Origin of the sequence: Candidatus Chloroploca sp. Khr17 (assembly GCF_004138165.1) — a bacterium.
Classification (GTDB): Bacteria; Chloroflexota; Chloroflexia; order Chloroflexales; family Chloroflexaceae; genus Chloroploca.
Genome location: NZ_RYFF01000008.1, coordinates 116,766 through 134,308, shown reverse-complemented (window position 1 = coordinate 134,308; position 17,543 = coordinate 116,766). Strand labels below are relative to the sequence as shown.

Genomic DNA, 17,543 nt, shown 5'->3' with positions numbered 1-17,543 from the left:
AATTGAAGATGCCTCCAAAACAAGTAAAATCAGCTAATTTTTTGTTCCTTCCGGTAGGAATGGATCAAGTGAACGAGCGGTTTGGCAACTGCCTCTGCAAGAAGAGGCGGTACAGAGTTACCTACTAATTCAAACATTCGGGTCATCGGGGCATAAAAGACAAAATCATCAGGAAAGCTCTGAATCCTAGCAGCTTCACGAACAGATATACTGCGATTTTGTAAAGGGTGAATGTATGCTAGTCCGTCTTTTCTCATGTGAGCAGTCAAAGTCCAAGCTGGCTTATTCGAGATTAATCGCTTATATTTATCATCAAAAATATCAACTCGATAGCGCATCATTTCTTCGGGTATATCTCGATATTTTCCACCCTGATCTAACATTTCAAAAATCATGATGTCTTTGTCATTATGAGAACGACAAAGATGATTCCATACCCCTTCACCTTCTTTCTTTCGTTTCCTCATTTCTTGTTGATATGGCGAATGAGGTGAACATTTGTAAGGCTGCTCCGCATCTTTCTGTTTTGGTCCAGAAGATTTTGTTTTGAGTGGCATAACAAACGGTTCTAAATCAGGCAGATCGGAGATCGCTTCACTAACTGATATAGGCTGTTTATCTTGTTTAGTTGGAAAAGGTGGATCAACTTCTAAATCAGAACGAACTCCTATGATAAATAACCTCATTCTCTTTTGAGGTACACCAAAATCAGAAGCGTCTAAAACTCGATAAGCAACGTTGTAACCAGGGTAGTCATTGTGTGTATTGCCTCTAAAATCATTAGAGATTCTTGCAAGAGTCTCTTCCTTATTTGCTAAGTTATCAACGTTCTCCATGACAAAACATAACGGCTTGTAATAAGCGACAAACCTTACAAATTCCGTATACAAAAAATTTCTATGGTCAGATTCTATATCCCTACCAAGCTTTCTCATTTTGCCAATGCCAACCCGTGAGAAAACTTGACATGGTGGTCCACCCACTAAAATATCCACTGAACCAGGATTCAGGCCCAATTGATCAAGATTACGAACACCACGGATATCTTGAGGAGGTAATTTTAATGCAGCGCTAGGGAAATTTTTATGATGAGTATCGATCGCATAGCGATTTTGGTCAATTCCACCTAGAATCTGACACCCACCATTCTTAAACCCTAAACTCATTCCCCCTGCACCACAAAAAATATCGAGTACGGTAGGTTCGACTTTTTGGCTGGAGCTTTCCTGGGCCATCTGCATTGTTTACTCAATTCACCTTGCGGGGTCTTTTGAATGATACACGAGAACCCCCTAGACTTCAGTCCCCGTAGTGGCTTTGCCGATCAAGGCAGCATATTTGTTACGCTAGCCGGATTTTTGGTATCCTCTTCCATAATCAATGCATCAGCCTGTTAGCTGGGCGGTGATGACGGGCCGCTCGTCAATCCGCTCCGCTAGTGAGGGTTTGGCGTCGGGGCTGACCAGCCGGTCGCGGAGATATGGCAAGAGTCCGATCCCGAGTTTGGCAAGCGAACGAAGTAACCAAAGCACCGAACACCAGGAGGGGTAGGCTACGACAAACAGCGTGCGTTTCACCACGTCCCAACAAGAACTTCTCTCCAGGTGATGCAGTTGATGAGAATACGGCCGTATCATTCACCAGCAAGTTGTAACACTTTCTGCAATAACGCTTCGTGGTAACGCAAAGGCGAGGCTTGTAACGCCTGGATATAGGAACTGATCTCACTCACCAAACCTTTCCGTTTGGCCTGTAACAGCACTCCCAACGTGCCAATACATTGAATCCAGTTCGCTTCGGCAACTAACCGGGCGCGTCGGTCATCAACAAGCAATAAATCGGCCCCTAGCAACTTGTACAAGGCCATTGCTTCAATTTCTCCCTGTCCCAATCCACCTGCGGACAAAACAAACTGTCTGGTATCCACTGGCACAATCCGACCCTGGAGAAAATGTGCCAGTGCTATCCCTTGTGGTTTGTGGGGCACCGCTATCTCGTCATAAACAGCCTGGGGGACGTTGATTGTTTCATACAGGCTAACCAAAATGTCCAGAGCAGAACAGGTAGCCAGAGCCACCAGAGCGGAACTATCGGCAATGATCAACATCACACATTCGCCAGTTGTTGGAATTCGGCCTCTAATTCATCGGGGGTCTGGGTTCGCACATAAGCCCCTTCTCGCTGCATCAGATCGAGAAACTGATAGCGGCTGACACCTGCCAGTTCACATGCTGCGCCGATAGACAATTCACCAGATTGATACAATCCCAGGGCGGCGTACAATCGTATCTTGGCTGCAACCCGGTCAGGGGATTCAGCCACAAATTGTTTCGTCCGAAAAGAGATTGTCACTTCCATCAGTTCGCTCCAGTAGAAGTCCAACGTCTCTCATGAAGTTGAAGTTCTAATCTTCTTGCCAACCACCATTATACATAATGTGGCGCGGGGCGGATGCCTTCTACTGAACCGCGATTATGCATGTAAACCTGATTATACACTTCCTGAAAACCCTTGTCTAGGTTTCCAGAGTGCTCGGGCAGGGCTGATGCAAAGTCAGCTCTCCAGGGTCACCGTCGCCGTAAACGGCTCGGCTACCGTCTGCGAAGCCGGCCTTCGCCGGCTGGATGAGGCCGCGCAGGCGGCCTTCGCGACCCATAGCCGAGGGCTTGAGCCCGACGGTGCTCTGGTCAGGTAGACTTTGCATCAGCCCTGAGTGCTCGGGCAGGGCACCCGCCAGGGGTGCCCCTCCAGACCGGGGGCCGGATCCGGTGTACGGGCACCCCTTGCGGGTGCCCTGGCGGGGTGCATACACGGAAGATGCAACAGCCCTGAGCGCTCGGGTAGGGCTACGCTGAAAATGGGGGAACGTGGTTCCCCCACGCCCCCGTTGTCCTTCGCAGTAGTGCGCCGACAGGCGCATCGCGTGCTGATGCAAAGTGCGTACGAATCATTTGGGTGTCAAAATGAGTAGTACCACTCGCAAGGAGCGCCCTCTGGGTGCGCAGACGTTCCGTTATGCGCAGATGAGGGTGCCGACTGTCCCCACCCTGATGTTCGTTCCCGTCCACGCGATCTCATCCCATAGACGGTGTTATAGTACTTCTATCGGATCCGCACTTTGTTGTGAGGCACATGTGATGCAGCTCCGTACCCTTGGGGCCACTGGGTTAGCCGTGACGCCATTGGGCCTTGGGTTGGCCGCGCTTGGGCGCCCGGGCTATCTCAATCTTGGCCATGCCGAGGATCTTGAGGCGAACTATGCTGTGGCGGTGATGCGACAGCGTACCCATGCGGTGCTCGATGCGGCCTGGGCCGCGGGGGTGCGCTATTTCGATGCGGCCCGTTCCTATGGGCGCGCCGAGGCTTTTTTGGGCGGGTGGTTGCACGAGTGCCAGTTTGATCCGGCAGCGGTGACGGTTGGCTCGAAGTGGGGCTATACCTATACGGCTGATTGGCAGGTTCAGGCCGAGGCTCACGAGGTGAAGGCGCATGAGCTTGATGTTTTTGAGCGCCAATTGATCGAGAGTCAGGTTCTGCTCTCGCCCTACTTCAATCTCTATCAGATCCATTCGGCAACCCTCGAAAGTGGGGTGCTCGCGAACCTTCCGGTGCTCGTGGCGCTTGGGCACCTCAAGGCTGCTGGGGTGGCGATCGGGCTGTCGGTGAGCGGGCCGCGTCAGGCCGAGGTGATCCGTCGGGCGCTGGCGGTGACGATCGATGGGGTGCGCCTCTTTGATTGTGTCCAGGCGACCTGGAATCTGCTCGAGACCTCGTCCGGGCCGGCGCTTGCCGAGACGCACGCTGCCGGGGTGGGCGTGATTGTCAAAGAGGCGCTCGCCAATGGGCGGCTGACCGAGCGCAATGCTGATCCTGCGCTCGCGCTGCTCGATCAGGTCTGTGCCGAGTGTGGCGCGACCCGCGATGCGTTGGCGCTCGCCGCAGCAATGGCGCAGCCCTGGGCGGATGTGGTGCTCAGCGGGGCCGCTTCGGTGGCCCATCTGCAGGCTAATCTGCGGGCATGTGATGTCACCGATGCTGAGGCTGCCGCCTCAGCCCTGGCCTCCCTGGTCGAGCCGCCCGATGCGTATTGGGCGACTCGTGCCAGGTTGGCCTGGAATTAGTAGTCTGTAACCTAAGTTTTCCGGGAGCGCCGCCGACCACGAAGAACCCTCACGAATATACGAAGACAGGCTTTGTGACGCAATTATTCGTTTCTTCGTGGCCCCAATTCGTGGACGGCTGAGGACGCCAGAAAACTTAGGTTACAGACTAATTAGCTGCCCCCTTGCCAGACCGGGTTGCCATCTGGGGTGCGTAAGTCGAGCCGTTCACCCGTGGTCAGGTTTTCGATCCAGTTGAGTTCCATATGGCCTTCGCCTTCAAATCCCTCAAGGTTAATGCGATCACCAGGCCGCAACGCAATGGCGTTGGGTTCCCACCACCAGGGCGGCCCGAGCATAGCTTCGAGGTTGGTTCGGCTGGCCTCGTCGTAGAAGGTCAGGGCGTTGCCTTCGACGCTGACGACGGTACCACGATAGGTGGTGCTTGGCGCACTCTGCTGTGGCGTTTGCCCATTCTGGCCCTGTTGTCCCTGGCCGCGGCCCTGCCCCTGCCCCTGCCCCTGCCCCTGCCCCTGGCCTCTGGGCTGGATGGGATTCGCGGGGTCGGGCGTTGCTTGCAACCACGGAGGCCCGCCGCCACCCTGTTGCGTGCCGCGTGGATTGGCGACAACGGGGGCGTTCTCCTCCAACGAACGAATATAGCTCACGAGCGCGGCAATCTCGACCGAGGTGAGCCGCTCGCCAAAGGCGGGCATGGCCGAATTGGGGCGGTGCCCGCCCTCGGTGATCGCCTGCGTGATCGCCGCATCGTCCTGACGACTGAGGAATTGCTGGCTGTTGATCGCCGGGCCAAGGCCGCCTGTCCCATTGTCACCGTGACAACTGGTACAAGTTGAGACAAAGAGCCGCTCGCCAAGCGCGAGGATCGCCTCGGGATCGTCAAGATCGATCATCTGCGGGGCGGGCATCTCGAGCGCAATGCCTTGGGCTTCAAGTTGATCCCAGTGTTGCAGGAAGGCAACCAGGGCTTCAAGCTCGCTCGCTTCGAGCAGCGTGCCCCACGCGGCCATCATCGTCCCGGGCACACCCTCGACAATCGTTCGCGTCAGACTCGCCGCATCCTGCGCCCGCACCTCTGGCGTGTTCAAGGCGACACCAAGCGTCGAGCCTTCCCCATTGGCCCCGTGGCAGGTCACACACGTATTGGCATAGAGCTGAAAGCCCTCTGACCAGAGCTGGCCTTCAGGGCCGAGCGCGCTGATCTGGGCAAGCTGGGCCTCGGTGACATCGGGAACCGCCAGGCTTGCCGGGATCATGCCCCGTTGGGCGGCTAGTTCGCGGATCTGACCCCAATCGGCATACCGGATCTGGGCCACAAGCTGATCAATCTGATAATCAGTCAATATCCCGCCCTCGTCCTGGTGCCAGGCGGCCATAGGCGTATTGTAGAGCCCACGGGCAATGATCTTAAAGAGCGCATCGTACTCCATCGTACGCAACGCCTCGCTATCGAGCGGTGGGATCGAGCCAAGCCCCTCACCTGAGGCACCGTGACAGACGGCGCAGTTTTCGACATAGATCACCGCCGCGTCACTAACCGCCTGTTGCCGCAGGTTCGCCTGCGCGTCAGCCAAGCGGTTCTCTTCACGCGACGCATAGACCCCGAGGCCGACTACCAGGCCCAATAAAGCAACAAAACCTATAATCAAATAGCGTTGCATATGCTTCTTTCTTTTTGCTGAGCGTACAACCTGGGTGCGCGGGCGTCCCGCCCGCTGGAGGGAGGAGTCCGGCTCCCTCCCCCAGCGGGGGAGGGCTGGGGAGGGGGCAATGAGCGGACTACTTATGTATAGTTCTTGCGAAGGGCTGAAGACCTACGCCCCAGGCGGATAGACAACCTGCGTCGCATCAAACGCATCCCGCTGGCGTGGCTCGGCGGTGTCAACGATGACGTTGCCATCGACAATCGTGATCGCAAAGGTGTCAAGTGCTCGTGGCGCTGGCGGATTCTCTACATCGCCCTCCTGGTCAAAATTGGAACCATGGCACGGGCAGGCAAACCGGTTCTCGGCGGCTTGCCAACTGACGGCGCAGCCGAGGTGGGTACAGCGGCGATAGACGGCCAGAAAGCCGCCGTCGGCCAGGCGCACCAGGAAGAACCGCCCATCGGGAAATTCGGTGACTGAACCAGACGGGAAACTCTCGACCAGTCCGGCTTGCACGACTCCCCCAAATTCACCATCAACGCGACGTGGCCCCAAAAACTGAACGGTCATCACTCCAGTCTGCAACAGACCCATCAGACCGAGGGCCCCCAGGCCAAGACTCAGGAAATTGCGTCGACTCATCGTTGTCTCAGGCGTAGCATTTGTAGGCTGCGTTGTCATCGTACCTCCTCACCAGGGCCAGACGAGGGCCATATTGGGGCCGCGAAAAAAGATACCAATCAGGGTCAGCACCACAAGGGCGCTCATCGTAAAGCTAAAGAGGCCAACCAAAGCTTCGTTGTGGCGGGTGCGCAGCACGCGCCGGATCAGCCAGTAGACGCCGGCAAGACCAGCGAGGGTCAGGCTGAGTGGGATCAGACCATTAGAGACAAGGGTGGGGAGACCGGGCAAGAGTGTAGGCAGATCGAGCCACCATTCATCAATGATCACGAGCAGCGGCGTGAGCAGAAGACTGAGCGCGACGCCCAGCCAGGCGGCTTTGCGGCCACGCGCCGAGCGCCCACCGATGCCGATGGCGCTATCGTCGCGATCCCAGAAGGGCACAGTGGCTAGCCCGAGCAACCCGATGGTCGACAAAGCGAGCGCTGCCAGGGGATGCATATGCAGCAACAACTCTTGCACGCCCAGGAAATACCAGGCCGCCTTGGCCGGATTCGGCGGATGCGCCGGATTTGCCATTGCCTCTAGTGGGGCCGGGATAAGCATCGCAAAGAGCATAATGGCCGTAAGGGTGACCAGCGCGATGCCGAGCTCGATGCCAACGAGATGCGGGATTGTCGTCAACTTCTCGACGGGGCCGGTCTGGTCGGGCAGCGCCACACCACCATCTTTGCGCACCCGCCAGAAATGGTACGACAGTGCCAGCATCAAAACGACCGGCAGCACGGCAACGTGCAGCGCGTAGAAATTCCGCAGCGCTGCCTGCCCAACCTCGCGCCCACCGAGCAGAAAATTAGCCACCAGCACCCCGACCACCGGGACATAATCAAGCAAGCCGGTGCCTACCGTGATCGCCCAGAACGCCAACTGATCCCAGGGCAGCAGATAGCCGGTAAAATTGAAGGCGAGCACGATCAGCAGCAGAAAGAGCCCGAAGATCCAGTTGCCGCGGCGATCACGGAAAAAGCCCCCGGTCAGGAAGACCCGCACAAGATGGAGCAGCACCGTAATGACGAGCAGATTGGCCGACCAGTGGTGCAGATTGCGGATCAACGCACCAAACGGCACCACGGTCTCAAGCGTCTGGATCGAAGTGTAGGCCCGCTCGACACTCGCATCATAGCGAAACATCAGCAGCACCCCGGTGATCACCAGAATTACCGTCAAGAACGCCGAAATCCCACCCAGCCCCCAGGTATGCGTGAAGCGCAACGCCGGTACGGGGACACGGGTGGGATGCAGGTGTAAAATCAGATTGTTGGCAACCGCACGCATACGGCTGCGATCATCGCTAGGCGGACGAGCACGAAACCGCAGACGGTCAAATGCATTGCTCAACCATGACATACGCTACTCTCCCACTGTCGATCCAGGCGACATCGTTGCTTACCTGGATCTACAATAGCAAGAGAGTATGGAGGAGTTGAGGAGAACTGGTAGAAAAGTACGCTAGATGTTACTGTGCCCTCACGCTGCTTGCATCAGGTAAAAGACATAGCCATACGAGGACGCATACCGCCGATAGAGTTCGATCTCGGCCTGTTCAAGATCGAGGATGCGCTGAGCCTCGGGGTTGTCATGGTATTGCGTGCGCAGCAGGGCAATCCGTGCGGCCATCGGGTGGTAGTAGTTGGTCCACCAGGCTTCTTCGGGCAGCACGAAATGGCCTAGCGACCGGTAGCCTGCCGCTTCCAAACAGTCCAGGTTTGCGTCGAGCGTTGCCATGCCCGGATAGGCCTCTTGCCAGAATTGGCGTGCTTCGGCGGGTGGATCAGTTTGCAACCACGCGAGCTCGCTGACGACGATGGAGCCACCTGGTTTGAGGTGACGCCGCCAGGCCGTAAGGCCCTCGGCGAACCCGATGATATAGATCGCGCCTTCAGACCAGATCAGCTCAAACGGCTCCTGAAAGGGCAACTCAAACATCGAGGCTTGCACAGGGACGATGCGTTCGGCAACACCCGCCACGGCGGCACGGCAGGCTAGTTCGTCGAGGAAAAGCTGATAGGTGTCAACTGCAGTGATATGCGCCTGGGTGGCCCTGGCAAGGGCAAGCGTCTGTGTCCCCGGGCCACACCCAACATCAAGAATGCGTGCGTTAGTGGGGAGATCCGGCAGCATCGCGAGCGCTTGCAGGGTTGCTTCATCGCTGCCTGGCGCTTCGCGGGGCAGATCGCGGTGGATCTTCCAGAAGACGTCGTGTTCAAGTGACGTGCTCATCAGCTACTCCTTTGCTCGTAGTACTCTTTGCGCCTTTGCGCCTTTGCGTCAAATCATCAGCCCTGACTTGACACACAGGGCGATTGCATCTGCCGTGCATGCACCCCACCAGGGCACCCGCAAGGGCACCCGCAAGGGGTGCCCCTACTTCTTGTCTGTGAACGATGGTAGATCTGGTGTAAGATGATGGTTATGCTGCTATTTGATTGAATCAGTTAAGGATAACACATGATGGCTGCCTCTTTATCCTGGGTAGCTCGGATGGGCCTGATGATGGCTCTGTTTGCCTTGCTTGGCGCGTGCGCCGCTGCGCCTGCACCGCTGCCGACCGCTACGTTACCTTCGCCGACCGAGCCTCCGGCGGCGGTGCCAGTGACGGCCCATCCCTATGAGCTTGGCGCAACCGATGTGCAGGTCGAAATTGGTTTCGGTGCAACTGAATTGCTCGAACTCCGTGGTACCGTGGCTGCGCCCACGAGCCCTGGAAGCTACCCGCTGGCGCTGGTGTTGCACGGGAGTCACGCGGTCTGTCCGACGCCGCCCGATCAAGAGGAAGAGCCGTTTAGCTGTCCACAGGCGGTGCAGCAACGCAATGATCCCGGGTTTGCGTATCTGCTTGAGGCGCTGGCCGAGCGCGGTTTTATCGCGCTTGCACCTGATCTCAATATGGCTTTCCGCAGCGCATTCGATGATGAAGGCAATGTCCTCGAGACGCCACGGGTGCAGTTGATTTTGGAACGCCAGTTGGAAGCGTTGGGAAGCGGGCCTCAGGCATTTGCGCTGGCGAATGGGGTTGAGGCCGATCTGACCCAGCGGTATCTGATTGGTCATTCACGAGGGGGCATGGCTGCCTATGGGGTGGGCCAGGCCTGGTCGAATGACCCTGCGCTCCAGGTACGCGGTCTGTTGTTGTTAGCGCCAACGCTTGAGACGCCACTCTTTGCGCCGGTTCCTTTTACGACCGCACCGGCGCTAGATCTTCCTCTGGTCGTGGTTTTGCCCTCGTGCGATGGCGATGTTGCGAGCCTGGATGGTCAGCACTATGTGGAAGGCGCACGCATTGATCCGCAGCGCCAGCACCCTGCCATGAGCGTCCTCTTGCCCGGGGCCAATCACAATTTCTTCAATGATGTCCTGACCGTCGATGATTCGCGTTCGGCATTTGGTTTTTGTGACCCTGAGACTCCACGCATGCCGCGCGCCGATCAGCGGGGCTTTCTTGAGGCGTTTGCCCCTGACTTGCTTGAGGCCTGGCGTACCGACACGCTCTTTGCGCTGGAAGTCGTTGATCCCGCGCAACCAGTGCCTGCAACGCTGGCCGGTGTGCCAACGCAGAGCTTCGTTGTCTACCCGGCGGTGCAGCGCCGTCCGGTGTTGTCGGCGTTGCGTAGCACGGAACTTGACGTTGGGCCACTGGGTGGCGCGGTGACGGTGCAAGCTGGCACGCTCGATTTTTGTCCTTATCAGGGTTTTGGCGTCGGTATCCCGTGTCGTCCGCTGGTGATTACCCCGGGCGGCACGGCGCAGATCCATTTCACCTGGACGACCGCTGAGGCCCGCGTACGGGTTGACCTTCCCCCCACCGCAGGGGATACCCGGGACGCAACCGCCTTGCAACTACGTCTGGCCCTTGACCCCACTGATCCGCAACTTGCGCCTGGTGAAGCGCAGCGCGTGCGGATTGTGCTCCAGGATCAAGCCGGGGCCACCGCGGAACAGACCGTGACGGTGCCCTTTCCGTCGGGCTCGCTGATCGCCAGTCGCTGGACGGATCCAGTCTATCCTGGCAGCTTCCGCCTGCCGCTGGATCAATTCGCTGGCATTGATCGGGCTCAACTCGCGGCGATCGAACTCTATCCCGAAAGCGCGGGCGGCGCGCTCTTCCTGGCTGATCTCGAACTCATTGCTGCTACCGAAGCAATTGAACTCGTCGCTTTGCCGGAACCCTTTGGCACGCTGGAGGTTCAACTCACTGGCGCGAACACAGACCCATTCCCGTCTGAAAGTCAGCTCTTTGTGCGCTTGCGCCTGGCTGGTATTGCCGAAGGGCAACCTGATCTCGTCGTCGTTCAGACCTATGATCTCAGTGACCAGAGCTTACCGCTTGAGGTGGCGGTTCCTTACAACCGTGCAACGCTTGATGAACGAGGCGACTATCAACTTGAAGCCGGGATCTTTACGCCCGATGGTACCCAATACAACACTCCTCAACCTGTGCTCGCGATCAGTAGTGGCGCGATCCAGGATCCCCTGGAGTTGATCGTGGAACAGGTCGTTATTGTTGAAGAACCAACGCCAACACCCGACGCAACCCTGCGGGTCATCATCCGTGCCCCGTCAGGGCAGCCCTTCGCGCCAGGGCTTGATCTCTCGGTGGTGCTGGTTGAACGCGAAACGGGAGCTCCGCTTGCCACAGCGACCACAGTAACCACGGAAGCGACGACCGAGACCTTCGAGCTTGAACTGGCCTATAACAGTGCCGACGTGAAGCCCGATGCAATATATGCACTCAGCGTCCAGGCCTTCCAGGATGGCTTTCTGCTCATTGCGTCAAATGACGACCTGGAACCGATTGATCTCAACGCCGATGTCGTCGAACTCCAACTGAACGCCGTTCAGCCCTAAATCCCGTGTCGTAGCAGGTCAAAAACGCCAGCTTTGCTGGCGTTTTTGACCTGCTACGACACAATGCTTGGGTGCCGCAGGCTATATTTGGCAAAGCCCCGCCCCTCCTTTATAATCGTGAACATCAGAGTGGTGAAGAAGTAGCAAGCGCAAGCCAAAGAAGGTAGAACGATGAGCAATGAATCTTTTCGTGCCCTGGTCGTCGAGGAAGACGCTGGCACGCGCCGCGTTGAGTTGCGTGACGTGCGGGTGGCCGATCTGCCTCCGGGTGAAGTCCTGGTGAAAGTTGCCTATTCCACCTTGAATTACAAAGATGGGCTGGCGGTGACTGGCAAGGGCAAGATTTTGCGGGTCAATCCGATGGCCCCGGGGATTGATTTTGCCGGTACCGTGGTCGAGTCGCAGTCATCCGCGTATAAGCCTGGTGACGAGGTGGTGCTGACGGGGTGGGGCGTTGGCGAACGCCACTGGGGTGGCTTCAGTCAGTTCAACCGGGTCAAGGCCGGCTGGCTGGTGCCCTTGCCCAAAGGGCTGACGCTGCAACAGGCAATGGCAATCGGCACGGCCGGTTTCACGGCGATGCTCTGTGTGCTGGCGCTGGAACGCCACGGTTTGACCAACGATGGCCGCGAGGTGGTGGTCACCGGGGCCGCTGGCGGCGTGGGTAGCGTGGCCGTTGCGCTGCTGGCCCGTGCTGGCTACAAGGTGGTGGCTTCGACCGGGCGCCCCGAAGAGGCGGATTACCTCCGTGACCTGGGGGCCGCTGACATTCTTGACCGTTCGTTCTTTACCAAGCCTGGCCGCCCGCTCGAAAGCGAGCGCTGGGCTGGCGCAGTGGATACCGTTGGTGGCCCAACCCTCGGCGGCATCTTCCGCACCGTTGCCTCGCATGGTGTCGTTGCGGCCTGTGGCAACGCGGGCGGCGTTGAATTCACCTCCTCGGTCTTCCCCTTTATTCTGCGGAGCGTCAAGCTCGTCGGGGTCGAGTCGGTCATGGTGCCCTTGCCCGAACGCCTCGCCGCATGGGAACGCCTCGCCCGTGATTTGCCGACCGACGTGCTTGATCGCATGACCAGCGTGATTCCGCTTGCAGCCGTGCCAGAGTATAGCGAAACGATCACCCAGGCCCAGGTGCGTGGGCGCATTGTGGTTGATGTGCAGGCGTAACCCATTGCTGGTACATCCGTGAAGAAGCCGCAAAGCCAGCAAAAGCTGGCTTTGCGGCTTCTTCACGACTATCCTTTGCTGGTGCTGCACGTATTCGTATATTCGTGCCCTATTCGTGGTCGGCTAATCTGCATCTCACCGATCCTGTAGCGCCGCGATCCCAGGCAAGCTCTTGCCTTCGAGCAATTCGAGCGAAGCACCGCCTCCGGTCGAGACGTGCGACATCTGGGCGGCGAGGCCGGCCTGCTCGACCGCAGCGACCGAGTCGCCGCCACCAACAATCGTGATGGCACCACCAGCGGCGGCTTCGGCCATTGTACTGGCAATCGCCCGCGTTCCACCCGCAAACGGGTCAAGCTCGAAGACCCCCATGGGGCCGTTCCAGATGACCAGTTGCGCGGCGGCGACTTCACTGCGATACTGCTTGGTTGTCTCGGGGCCAATATCGAGCATGCGCCAGCCTGCGGGGATGGCATCAACGCTGACTATTTGTGTGTTGGCCTCGGCGCTGAACGCATCGGCAATCACGGCATCAACGGGCAGCAACAGACGCACATTGGCCGCCCGAGCTTTGGCGATCAAGGCACGCGCAGTTTCAACGCTCTCAGGCTCGATGAGCGAATCGCCCATCTCTTTGCCTTCGGCCAGCAGGAACGTATTGGCCATGCCCCCACCGATCAGCAGGGCATCAACTTTGCCAAGAAGGTTGTCAATGACACCGATCTTATCGCTGATCTTGGCCCCGCCAATGATCGTTACAAAGGGGCGTTTTGGTTGTTCCAGCGCCCCGCCGATATACTCCAGTTCCTTCTCCATCAGGAAGCCGGCGACAGCGGGCAGGTGGTGCGCCACCCCTTCGGTTGAAGCGTTCGCACGATGGGCGGCCCCAAAGGCGTCGTTGACAAACACATCACCCAGGCGGGCGAGTTCGGCGGCCATCCCGGCGTCATTCGCCTCTTCACGTGGGTCAAACCGCGTATTCTCCAGCATCAAGACCGTCCCAGGCTGTAGCGCCGCAGCGGCAGCCTCGGCGGCCTCGCCCGTCGTAACTTCGGTTTTGCGCACCTCGTGGGCCTCGGGCAACAACTCAAAGAGGCGCTCCACGACTGGGCGCATGCTATACTTTGCATTGACCTTGCCTTTAGGTCGCCCCAGGTGTGACATCAACACCACCCCATTGGCCCCGTGCTCTAACAAGTAACGAATTGTCGGCAACGCGGCGCGGATGCGGGTATCATCAGTGACATTGCCTTCACTATCCTGTGGCACATTAAAGTCGACGCGCACCAGCGCACGCTTGCCACTCCACTCGATATCGCGGATTGTCTTTTTATTCATCAGCCAAGCTCCTTCTGCGGTGTCTGCCAACCTGCGATATTGTAGCATATTTGCGATGGCTTTCGCGGGCGCACGCCCTATGCGCACAGAGTGATTGCATCTTCTTCCACCAACGTGAACGGCTCGGCTCCTGAGGAGCAAAGGTCACCTTCGTAGCCTGATCCCGCCGGCCCAGACCGACTTCGCGTTCCATAGTCGAGGCGTTATGGCCTGTGCGCAGTACATCAGGTAGTGCCGACTTCAGTCGGCTTCCGGCTTTGCCGACTGAAGTCGGCACTACGGTAGGCCCGATGAAAATTTTCCTCTTCATTCCGCCGCCGGTGAGGACGGATGCGGGCGATGCGCAGGGTGCCTATCGCAGCAATCATAGCCCATCACATCATCACACCCATCATAGTTAAGCCTGATGAAAGCGTTTCCCTCCCCCACGGAGGGCCGCTAGCTAGCGGTCTTTTTTGTTGCACAGCATCTCGCGAAGATCGGCGACGCTGTGGGCCAGTGCGTGAGGGTTGGCTTCGGTGAGTTCGGCTAGGGTGCCGTAGCCGTAGGTGACGGCAATACATCGCAGGTTGTGCGTGCGTGCGCCTTCGATGTCATAGACCGTGTCGCCAATCATGAGGCTCGCGCTGCGTTCGGTTGGGCTGAGCAGCTCGAGCACCGCGCCAATGACTTCGGCTTTGGTGCCAATGCGATCGTCGGGGGTCGAGCCGATGATGCCAGCAAAGAAGCGCGTTAGGCCAAAATGATCGAGAATGCCCTGCGCCGGCACAATGAATTTCGAGGTTGCAACATAGAGCCGGATGCCGCTTGCTTGCAATTCGGCGAGCAACTCGGGGATGCCTGCGTAGAGCTGGTTCTCGTACATGCCAATGGATAGATAGCGCTGGCGGTAGATGGTGATGGCCTCTTCCGCGAGCGTGTCATCGCCAAGGTACGCCCGTAAACTCGCTCGCAGGGGTGGCCCGATCCAACTGCGCAGCGTCTCTTCGTTGGGAAGAGGCTTGCCCAGGGTGTTGAGCGTATGGCGAAAGGTACGGGTAATGCCCTCGTAGGGGTCGGTCAGGGTGCCGTCGAGGTCAAAGAGTAGCGCTGTGGGCCGTGGCTGGTTCATAACGATTACTTCCTGGAAATGGAGCGAGGACTGATCGCGATCCAGCTCACCTATCGTCTGGACTGGTCATCATGCTCACTATACCACCCGTTTTTCCAGGTGACAATCCTGTCGTTCCGATATGCATCGTGGTATACTGAAAGTGTTCCCCCTCGATTCCTAGCTCTTCCATGCTCGCCAGGGTTGCCCTGCGAGTGGTGATCCTCAACAGAAAGGCGGCGTTGCGCATGCTCAATTCGATTACCGATGTGCGTGAGATCCTCGCGACCCAGCAGTATATTGCTTCCGACGAGATTTGTACGGCGATGTTTCTGGCTGATAAACTCGGCAAGCCGTTGCTCGCCGAAGGCCCCGCCGGGGTCGGCAAGACCGAACTTGCCAAGAGTTGGGCGCTCGCGAATGGCCGCGAGTTGATCCGTTTGCAGTGCTACGAGGGTCTCGATGAGACCAAGGCGCTCTATGAGTGGGAGTATGCCAAGCAGTTGCTCTATACGCAGTTGCTACGTGAGAAGCTGAGCGATCTGCTCGGTGATTCGCGAACCCTGCGCGAGGCCGCCGATCGTCTGGCGAACGAAGAGGATGTCTTCTTCTCCGAGCGCTTTCTGCTGCCGCGTCCGCTGCTCCGCGCTATTACCAGCGATGAGCCAGTGGTGCTGCTCATTGATGAGATCGACCGCGCTGATGCGGAGTTTGAGGCTTTTCTGCTGGAGGTGCTGAGCGATTTCCAGGTAAGTGTGCCGGAACTGGGCACGCTCAAGGCGAAGCATCAGCCGACTGTTCTGCTCACCTCAAATAATACCCGCGAGTTGAGCGAGGCGCTCAAGCGGCGCTGCCTCTATATTCATATTGATTATCCTGACCTCGAAGCCGAATTGCGCGTGATCCAGTTGAAGGTGCCCGGCCTTTCGCCTAAACTCGCCCGCCAGGCGATTGAATATGTGCAAAAACTTCGCAAAATGGATCTGAAAAAACACCCGAGTGTCAGTGAGACGATTGACTGGGCGCGGGCGCTGCTTGAGCTCAACAGTCGTCAAATCGACAAGAGTACGCTTGATACGACGCTGAGTGTGCTGCTGAAGTATGAGAGCGATATTCAGCGGGCCAAACGTGCGCTGCAAGGCGGTGAGCGTGGTGACCGCCCCGAGCGTGGTGACCGCCCGGATCGCCCGCGCAACCGTTATCCTGGTGGTGAATGGAATAACTAAGATGGATCGACGTATCACTGAATTTATTGCCGCCTTGCGAGCCGCCGGTATTCGGGTCAGCCTTGCTGAAACGGCTGATGCGATGCGGGCGATTGAGCAGGCAGGGATTACCGATCGGCGCCTCTTTGAACTGGTTATGCAGACGAGCCTGATCAAGGATGCGAAAGATTTTACGACCTTCCGCGAGCTCTTTCCCCTCTATTTTGGCAAAGAAGCGCCCCCGCCGATGCAGCAACCCGGTGGCGGTCAGCTTTCTGAGCAAGAGCGCGAACAGTTGATGGAGCAACTCGCCCAGATGCTGGCGCAGATGAGTCCGGAACAACTGGCACAACTCTTTCGCTCGATGATGACGGGTCAGCCCCTTTCGGCCCAAGAGATGGGTCAGTTGATGGATGGCATTGCGCCGCCGCATGTCTCAAATCCACGGTATCGCGATTGGATGACGCGGCAGGCGTTGCGTGAGTTGAATTTCAACCAGTTGAACAAGGCGCTCCGCGAGTTACTCGACGCCCTGCGTGCCCAGGGCATGTCCGAAGAGGCGCTGCAGGCGATCGAGCAGGCTGCTCGTGAGAACCAGGCGGCGCTCGCGGAGCAGATCGGCCAGCAGGTTGCCCAGCAGATGGCCGAGCAGGCGCGTGGCGAAGGGCAGGCGATTCCGCGTCAACGCTCCGAAAGCGAGTTGCTCGACCGGCCCTTTGATCAGTTGAATGAACGCGATGCAGAAGATATGCGCAAGATTGTCAATCGCCTCGCAGCGCGTTTGCGTACCCGCCTTGCTTTGCGTCAGCGTCGGGGCAAGACGGGCACGCTTGATGCCAAGACGACGATCCGTGCCAATCAGCGTTTTGGTGGGGTGCCGATGGTTGTCCGGCACCGCAAACGCCATCTCAAACCAAAACTGGTTGTGCTGTGTGATCGCAGTGTCTCGACCGAGCGCGTGATGACTTTTATGCTGCTGATGGTCTACTCACTTCACGATCAACTGAGTCGCACCCGCTCCTTCGCCTTCATTGATCGCCTGCACGATATGAGCCGTTACTTTAACGAGGCACGCCCCGAAACCGCGCTGGCCCAGGTAATGGACGAGATCCGCCCGACCCGGAGCTACAGCACCGATCTTGGCTTTGCGCTCGGTGAGTTTGTCCGCGATCACCTGAGTTGTGTTGATCAACGCACGACCGTGATTCTGCTCGGTGATGGGCGCAATAATGAAAATGATCCCGGGCTTGCCGCGTTTGCCCAGATCTGCCGCCGTGCCCGACGGGTGGTCTGGTTTGCGACCGAAGAACAGCGGAAGTGGGGCGTCTATGATCCGGGCTCATTGAGCAGCGACATCTATAAGTATGCCCCGATGTGCGATGCGATGCACGAGGTGACCAACCTGCGCCAACTTGCTGATGCGATTGACCGCCTCTTTGTCCGGGCGTAG

Annotated in this window: 16 protein-coding genes; 5 read left to right on the top strand and 11 right to left on the bottom strand. The window is 58.0% G+C overall.

What is annotated here, in order from left to right; all coding sequences use genetic code 11:
- Positions 1–29 precede the first annotated feature (29 nt).
- The 4 genes from EKD05_RS07300 to EKD05_RS07290 form a co-directional block, all read right to left on the bottom strand.
- Positions 30–1,241 carry a DNA cytosine methyltransferase gene (locus EKD05_RS07300; protein WP_205703874.1) on the bottom strand — a complete coding sequence of 404 codons (1,212 nt, stop codon included), beginning with the start codon at positions 1,239–1,241 and terminating at the stop codon, positions 30–32.
- A 144-nt stretch (positions 1,242–1,385) separates the two neighbouring features.
- On the bottom strand, positions 1,386–1,532 hold the full coding sequence (locus EKD05_RS25680; protein ID WP_165360628.1) for a hypothetical protein: 147 nt from the start codon (positions 1,530–1,532) through the stop codon (positions 1,386–1,388).
- Positions 1,533–1,633: 101 nt separating this feature from the next.
- Positions 1,634–2,107, bottom strand: coding sequence for a DUF3368 domain-containing protein (locus tag EKD05_RS07295; protein ID WP_129671780.1), 474 nt, complete (start codon positions 2,105–2,107; stop codon positions 1,634–1,636).
- Positions 2,107–2,358 carry a UPF0175 family protein gene (locus EKD05_RS07290; RefSeq protein ID WP_129671779.1) on the bottom strand — a complete coding sequence of 84 codons (252 nt, stop codon included), beginning with the start codon at positions 2,356–2,358 and terminating at the stop codon, positions 2,107–2,109. Before EKD05_RS07290 ends, EKD05_RS07295 begins: the two co-directional genes overlap by 1 nt.
- Positions 2,359–3,137: 779 nt before the next feature.
- On the opposite strand from EKD05_RS07290, the gene EKD05_RS07285 reads away from it, so the two are divergent.
- Complete coding sequence (locus tag EKD05_RS07285) at positions 3,138–4,121, top strand: aldo/keto reductase (RefSeq protein ID WP_129671778.1); 984 nt, start codon at positions 3,138–3,140, stop codon at positions 4,119–4,121.
- A gap of 152 nt (positions 4,122–4,273) precedes the next feature.
- On the opposite strand, the gene EKD05_RS07280 is transcribed toward EKD05_RS07285, so the two are convergent.
- The 4 genes from EKD05_RS07280 to EKD05_RS07265 all read right to left on the bottom strand — a co-directional run bounded on the left by EKD05_RS07280 (position 4,274) and on the right by EKD05_RS07265 (position 8,668).
- Positions 4,274–5,782, bottom strand: a complete 1,509-nt coding sequence (locus EKD05_RS07280; RefSeq protein WP_129671777.1) for a c-type cytochrome — start codon at positions 5,780–5,782, stop codon at positions 4,274–4,276.
- 153 nt (positions 5,783–5,935) lie between these two features.
- Positions 5,936–6,448, bottom strand: a complete 513-nt coding sequence (locus EKD05_RS07275) for a ubiquinol-cytochrome c reductase iron-sulfur subunit (RefSeq protein WP_129671776.1) — start codon at positions 6,446–6,448, stop codon at positions 5,936–5,938.
- A gap of 9 nt (positions 6,449–6,457) precedes the next feature.
- Positions 6,458–7,795, bottom strand: a complete 1,338-nt coding sequence (locus EKD05_RS07270; protein ID WP_129671775.1) for a cytochrome b N-terminal domain-containing protein — start codon at positions 7,793–7,795, stop codon at positions 6,458–6,460.
- 120 nt (positions 7,796–7,915) lie between these two features.
- A complete protein-coding gene (locus EKD05_RS07265) occupies positions 7,916–8,668 on the bottom strand; it encodes a cyclopropane-fatty-acyl-phospholipid synthase family protein (protein WP_129671774.1) in 753 nt (250 codons plus the stop codon).
- A 228-nt stretch (positions 8,669–8,896) separates the two neighbouring features.
- On the opposite strand from EKD05_RS07265, the gene EKD05_RS07260 reads away from it, so the two are divergent.
- Positions 8,897–11,293, top strand: coding sequence for a YbaY family lipoprotein (locus tag EKD05_RS07260; RefSeq protein ID WP_129671773.1), 2,397 nt, complete (start codon positions 8,897–8,899; stop codon positions 11,291–11,293).
- A 171-nt stretch (positions 11,294–11,464) separates the two neighbouring features.
- Positions 11,465–12,460 (top strand): MDR family oxidoreductase, encoded by a 996-nt coding sequence (locus EKD05_RS07255; RefSeq protein WP_129671772.1) that lies wholly within the window; start codon positions 11,465–11,467, stop codon positions 12,458–12,460.
- A 135-nt stretch (positions 12,461–12,595) separates the two neighbouring features.
- Here the strand turns inward: EKD05_RS07255 and pgk are convergent, their stop codons facing one another.
- From pgk to EKD05_RS07245, 3 genes are all read right to left on the bottom strand, one after another.
- Positions 12,596–13,798: a phosphoglycerate kinase gene (pgk, locus tag EKD05_RS07250; protein WP_129671771.1), complete on the bottom strand. Its 1,203-nt coding sequence runs from the start codon at positions 13,796–13,798 to the stop codon at positions 12,596–12,598.
- A 224-nt stretch (positions 13,799–14,022) separates the two neighbouring features.
- Positions 14,023–14,166: a hypothetical protein gene (locus EKD05_RS25675; RefSeq protein WP_165360627.1), complete on the bottom strand. Its 144-nt coding sequence runs from the start codon at positions 14,164–14,166 to the stop codon at positions 14,023–14,025.
- 74 nt (positions 14,167–14,240) lie between these two features.
- Entirely contained in the window at positions 14,241–14,909 is a 669-nt protein-coding gene (locus EKD05_RS07245) for an HAD hydrolase-like protein (protein ID WP_240695676.1), read from the bottom strand.
- A gap of 227 nt (positions 14,910–15,136) precedes the next feature.
- On the opposite strand from EKD05_RS07245, the gene EKD05_RS07240 reads away from it, so the two are divergent.
- Positions 15,137–16,114 carry a MoxR family ATPase gene (locus EKD05_RS07240; RefSeq protein WP_165360626.1) on the top strand — a complete coding sequence of 326 codons (978 nt, stop codon included), beginning with the start codon at positions 15,137–15,139 and terminating at the stop codon, positions 16,112–16,114.
- Between the two features lies 1 nt (position 16,115).
- Positions 16,116–17,543 (top strand): VWA domain-containing protein, encoded by a 1,428-nt coding sequence (locus tag EKD05_RS07235; protein ID WP_129671769.1) that lies wholly within the window; start codon positions 16,116–16,118, stop codon positions 17,541–17,543.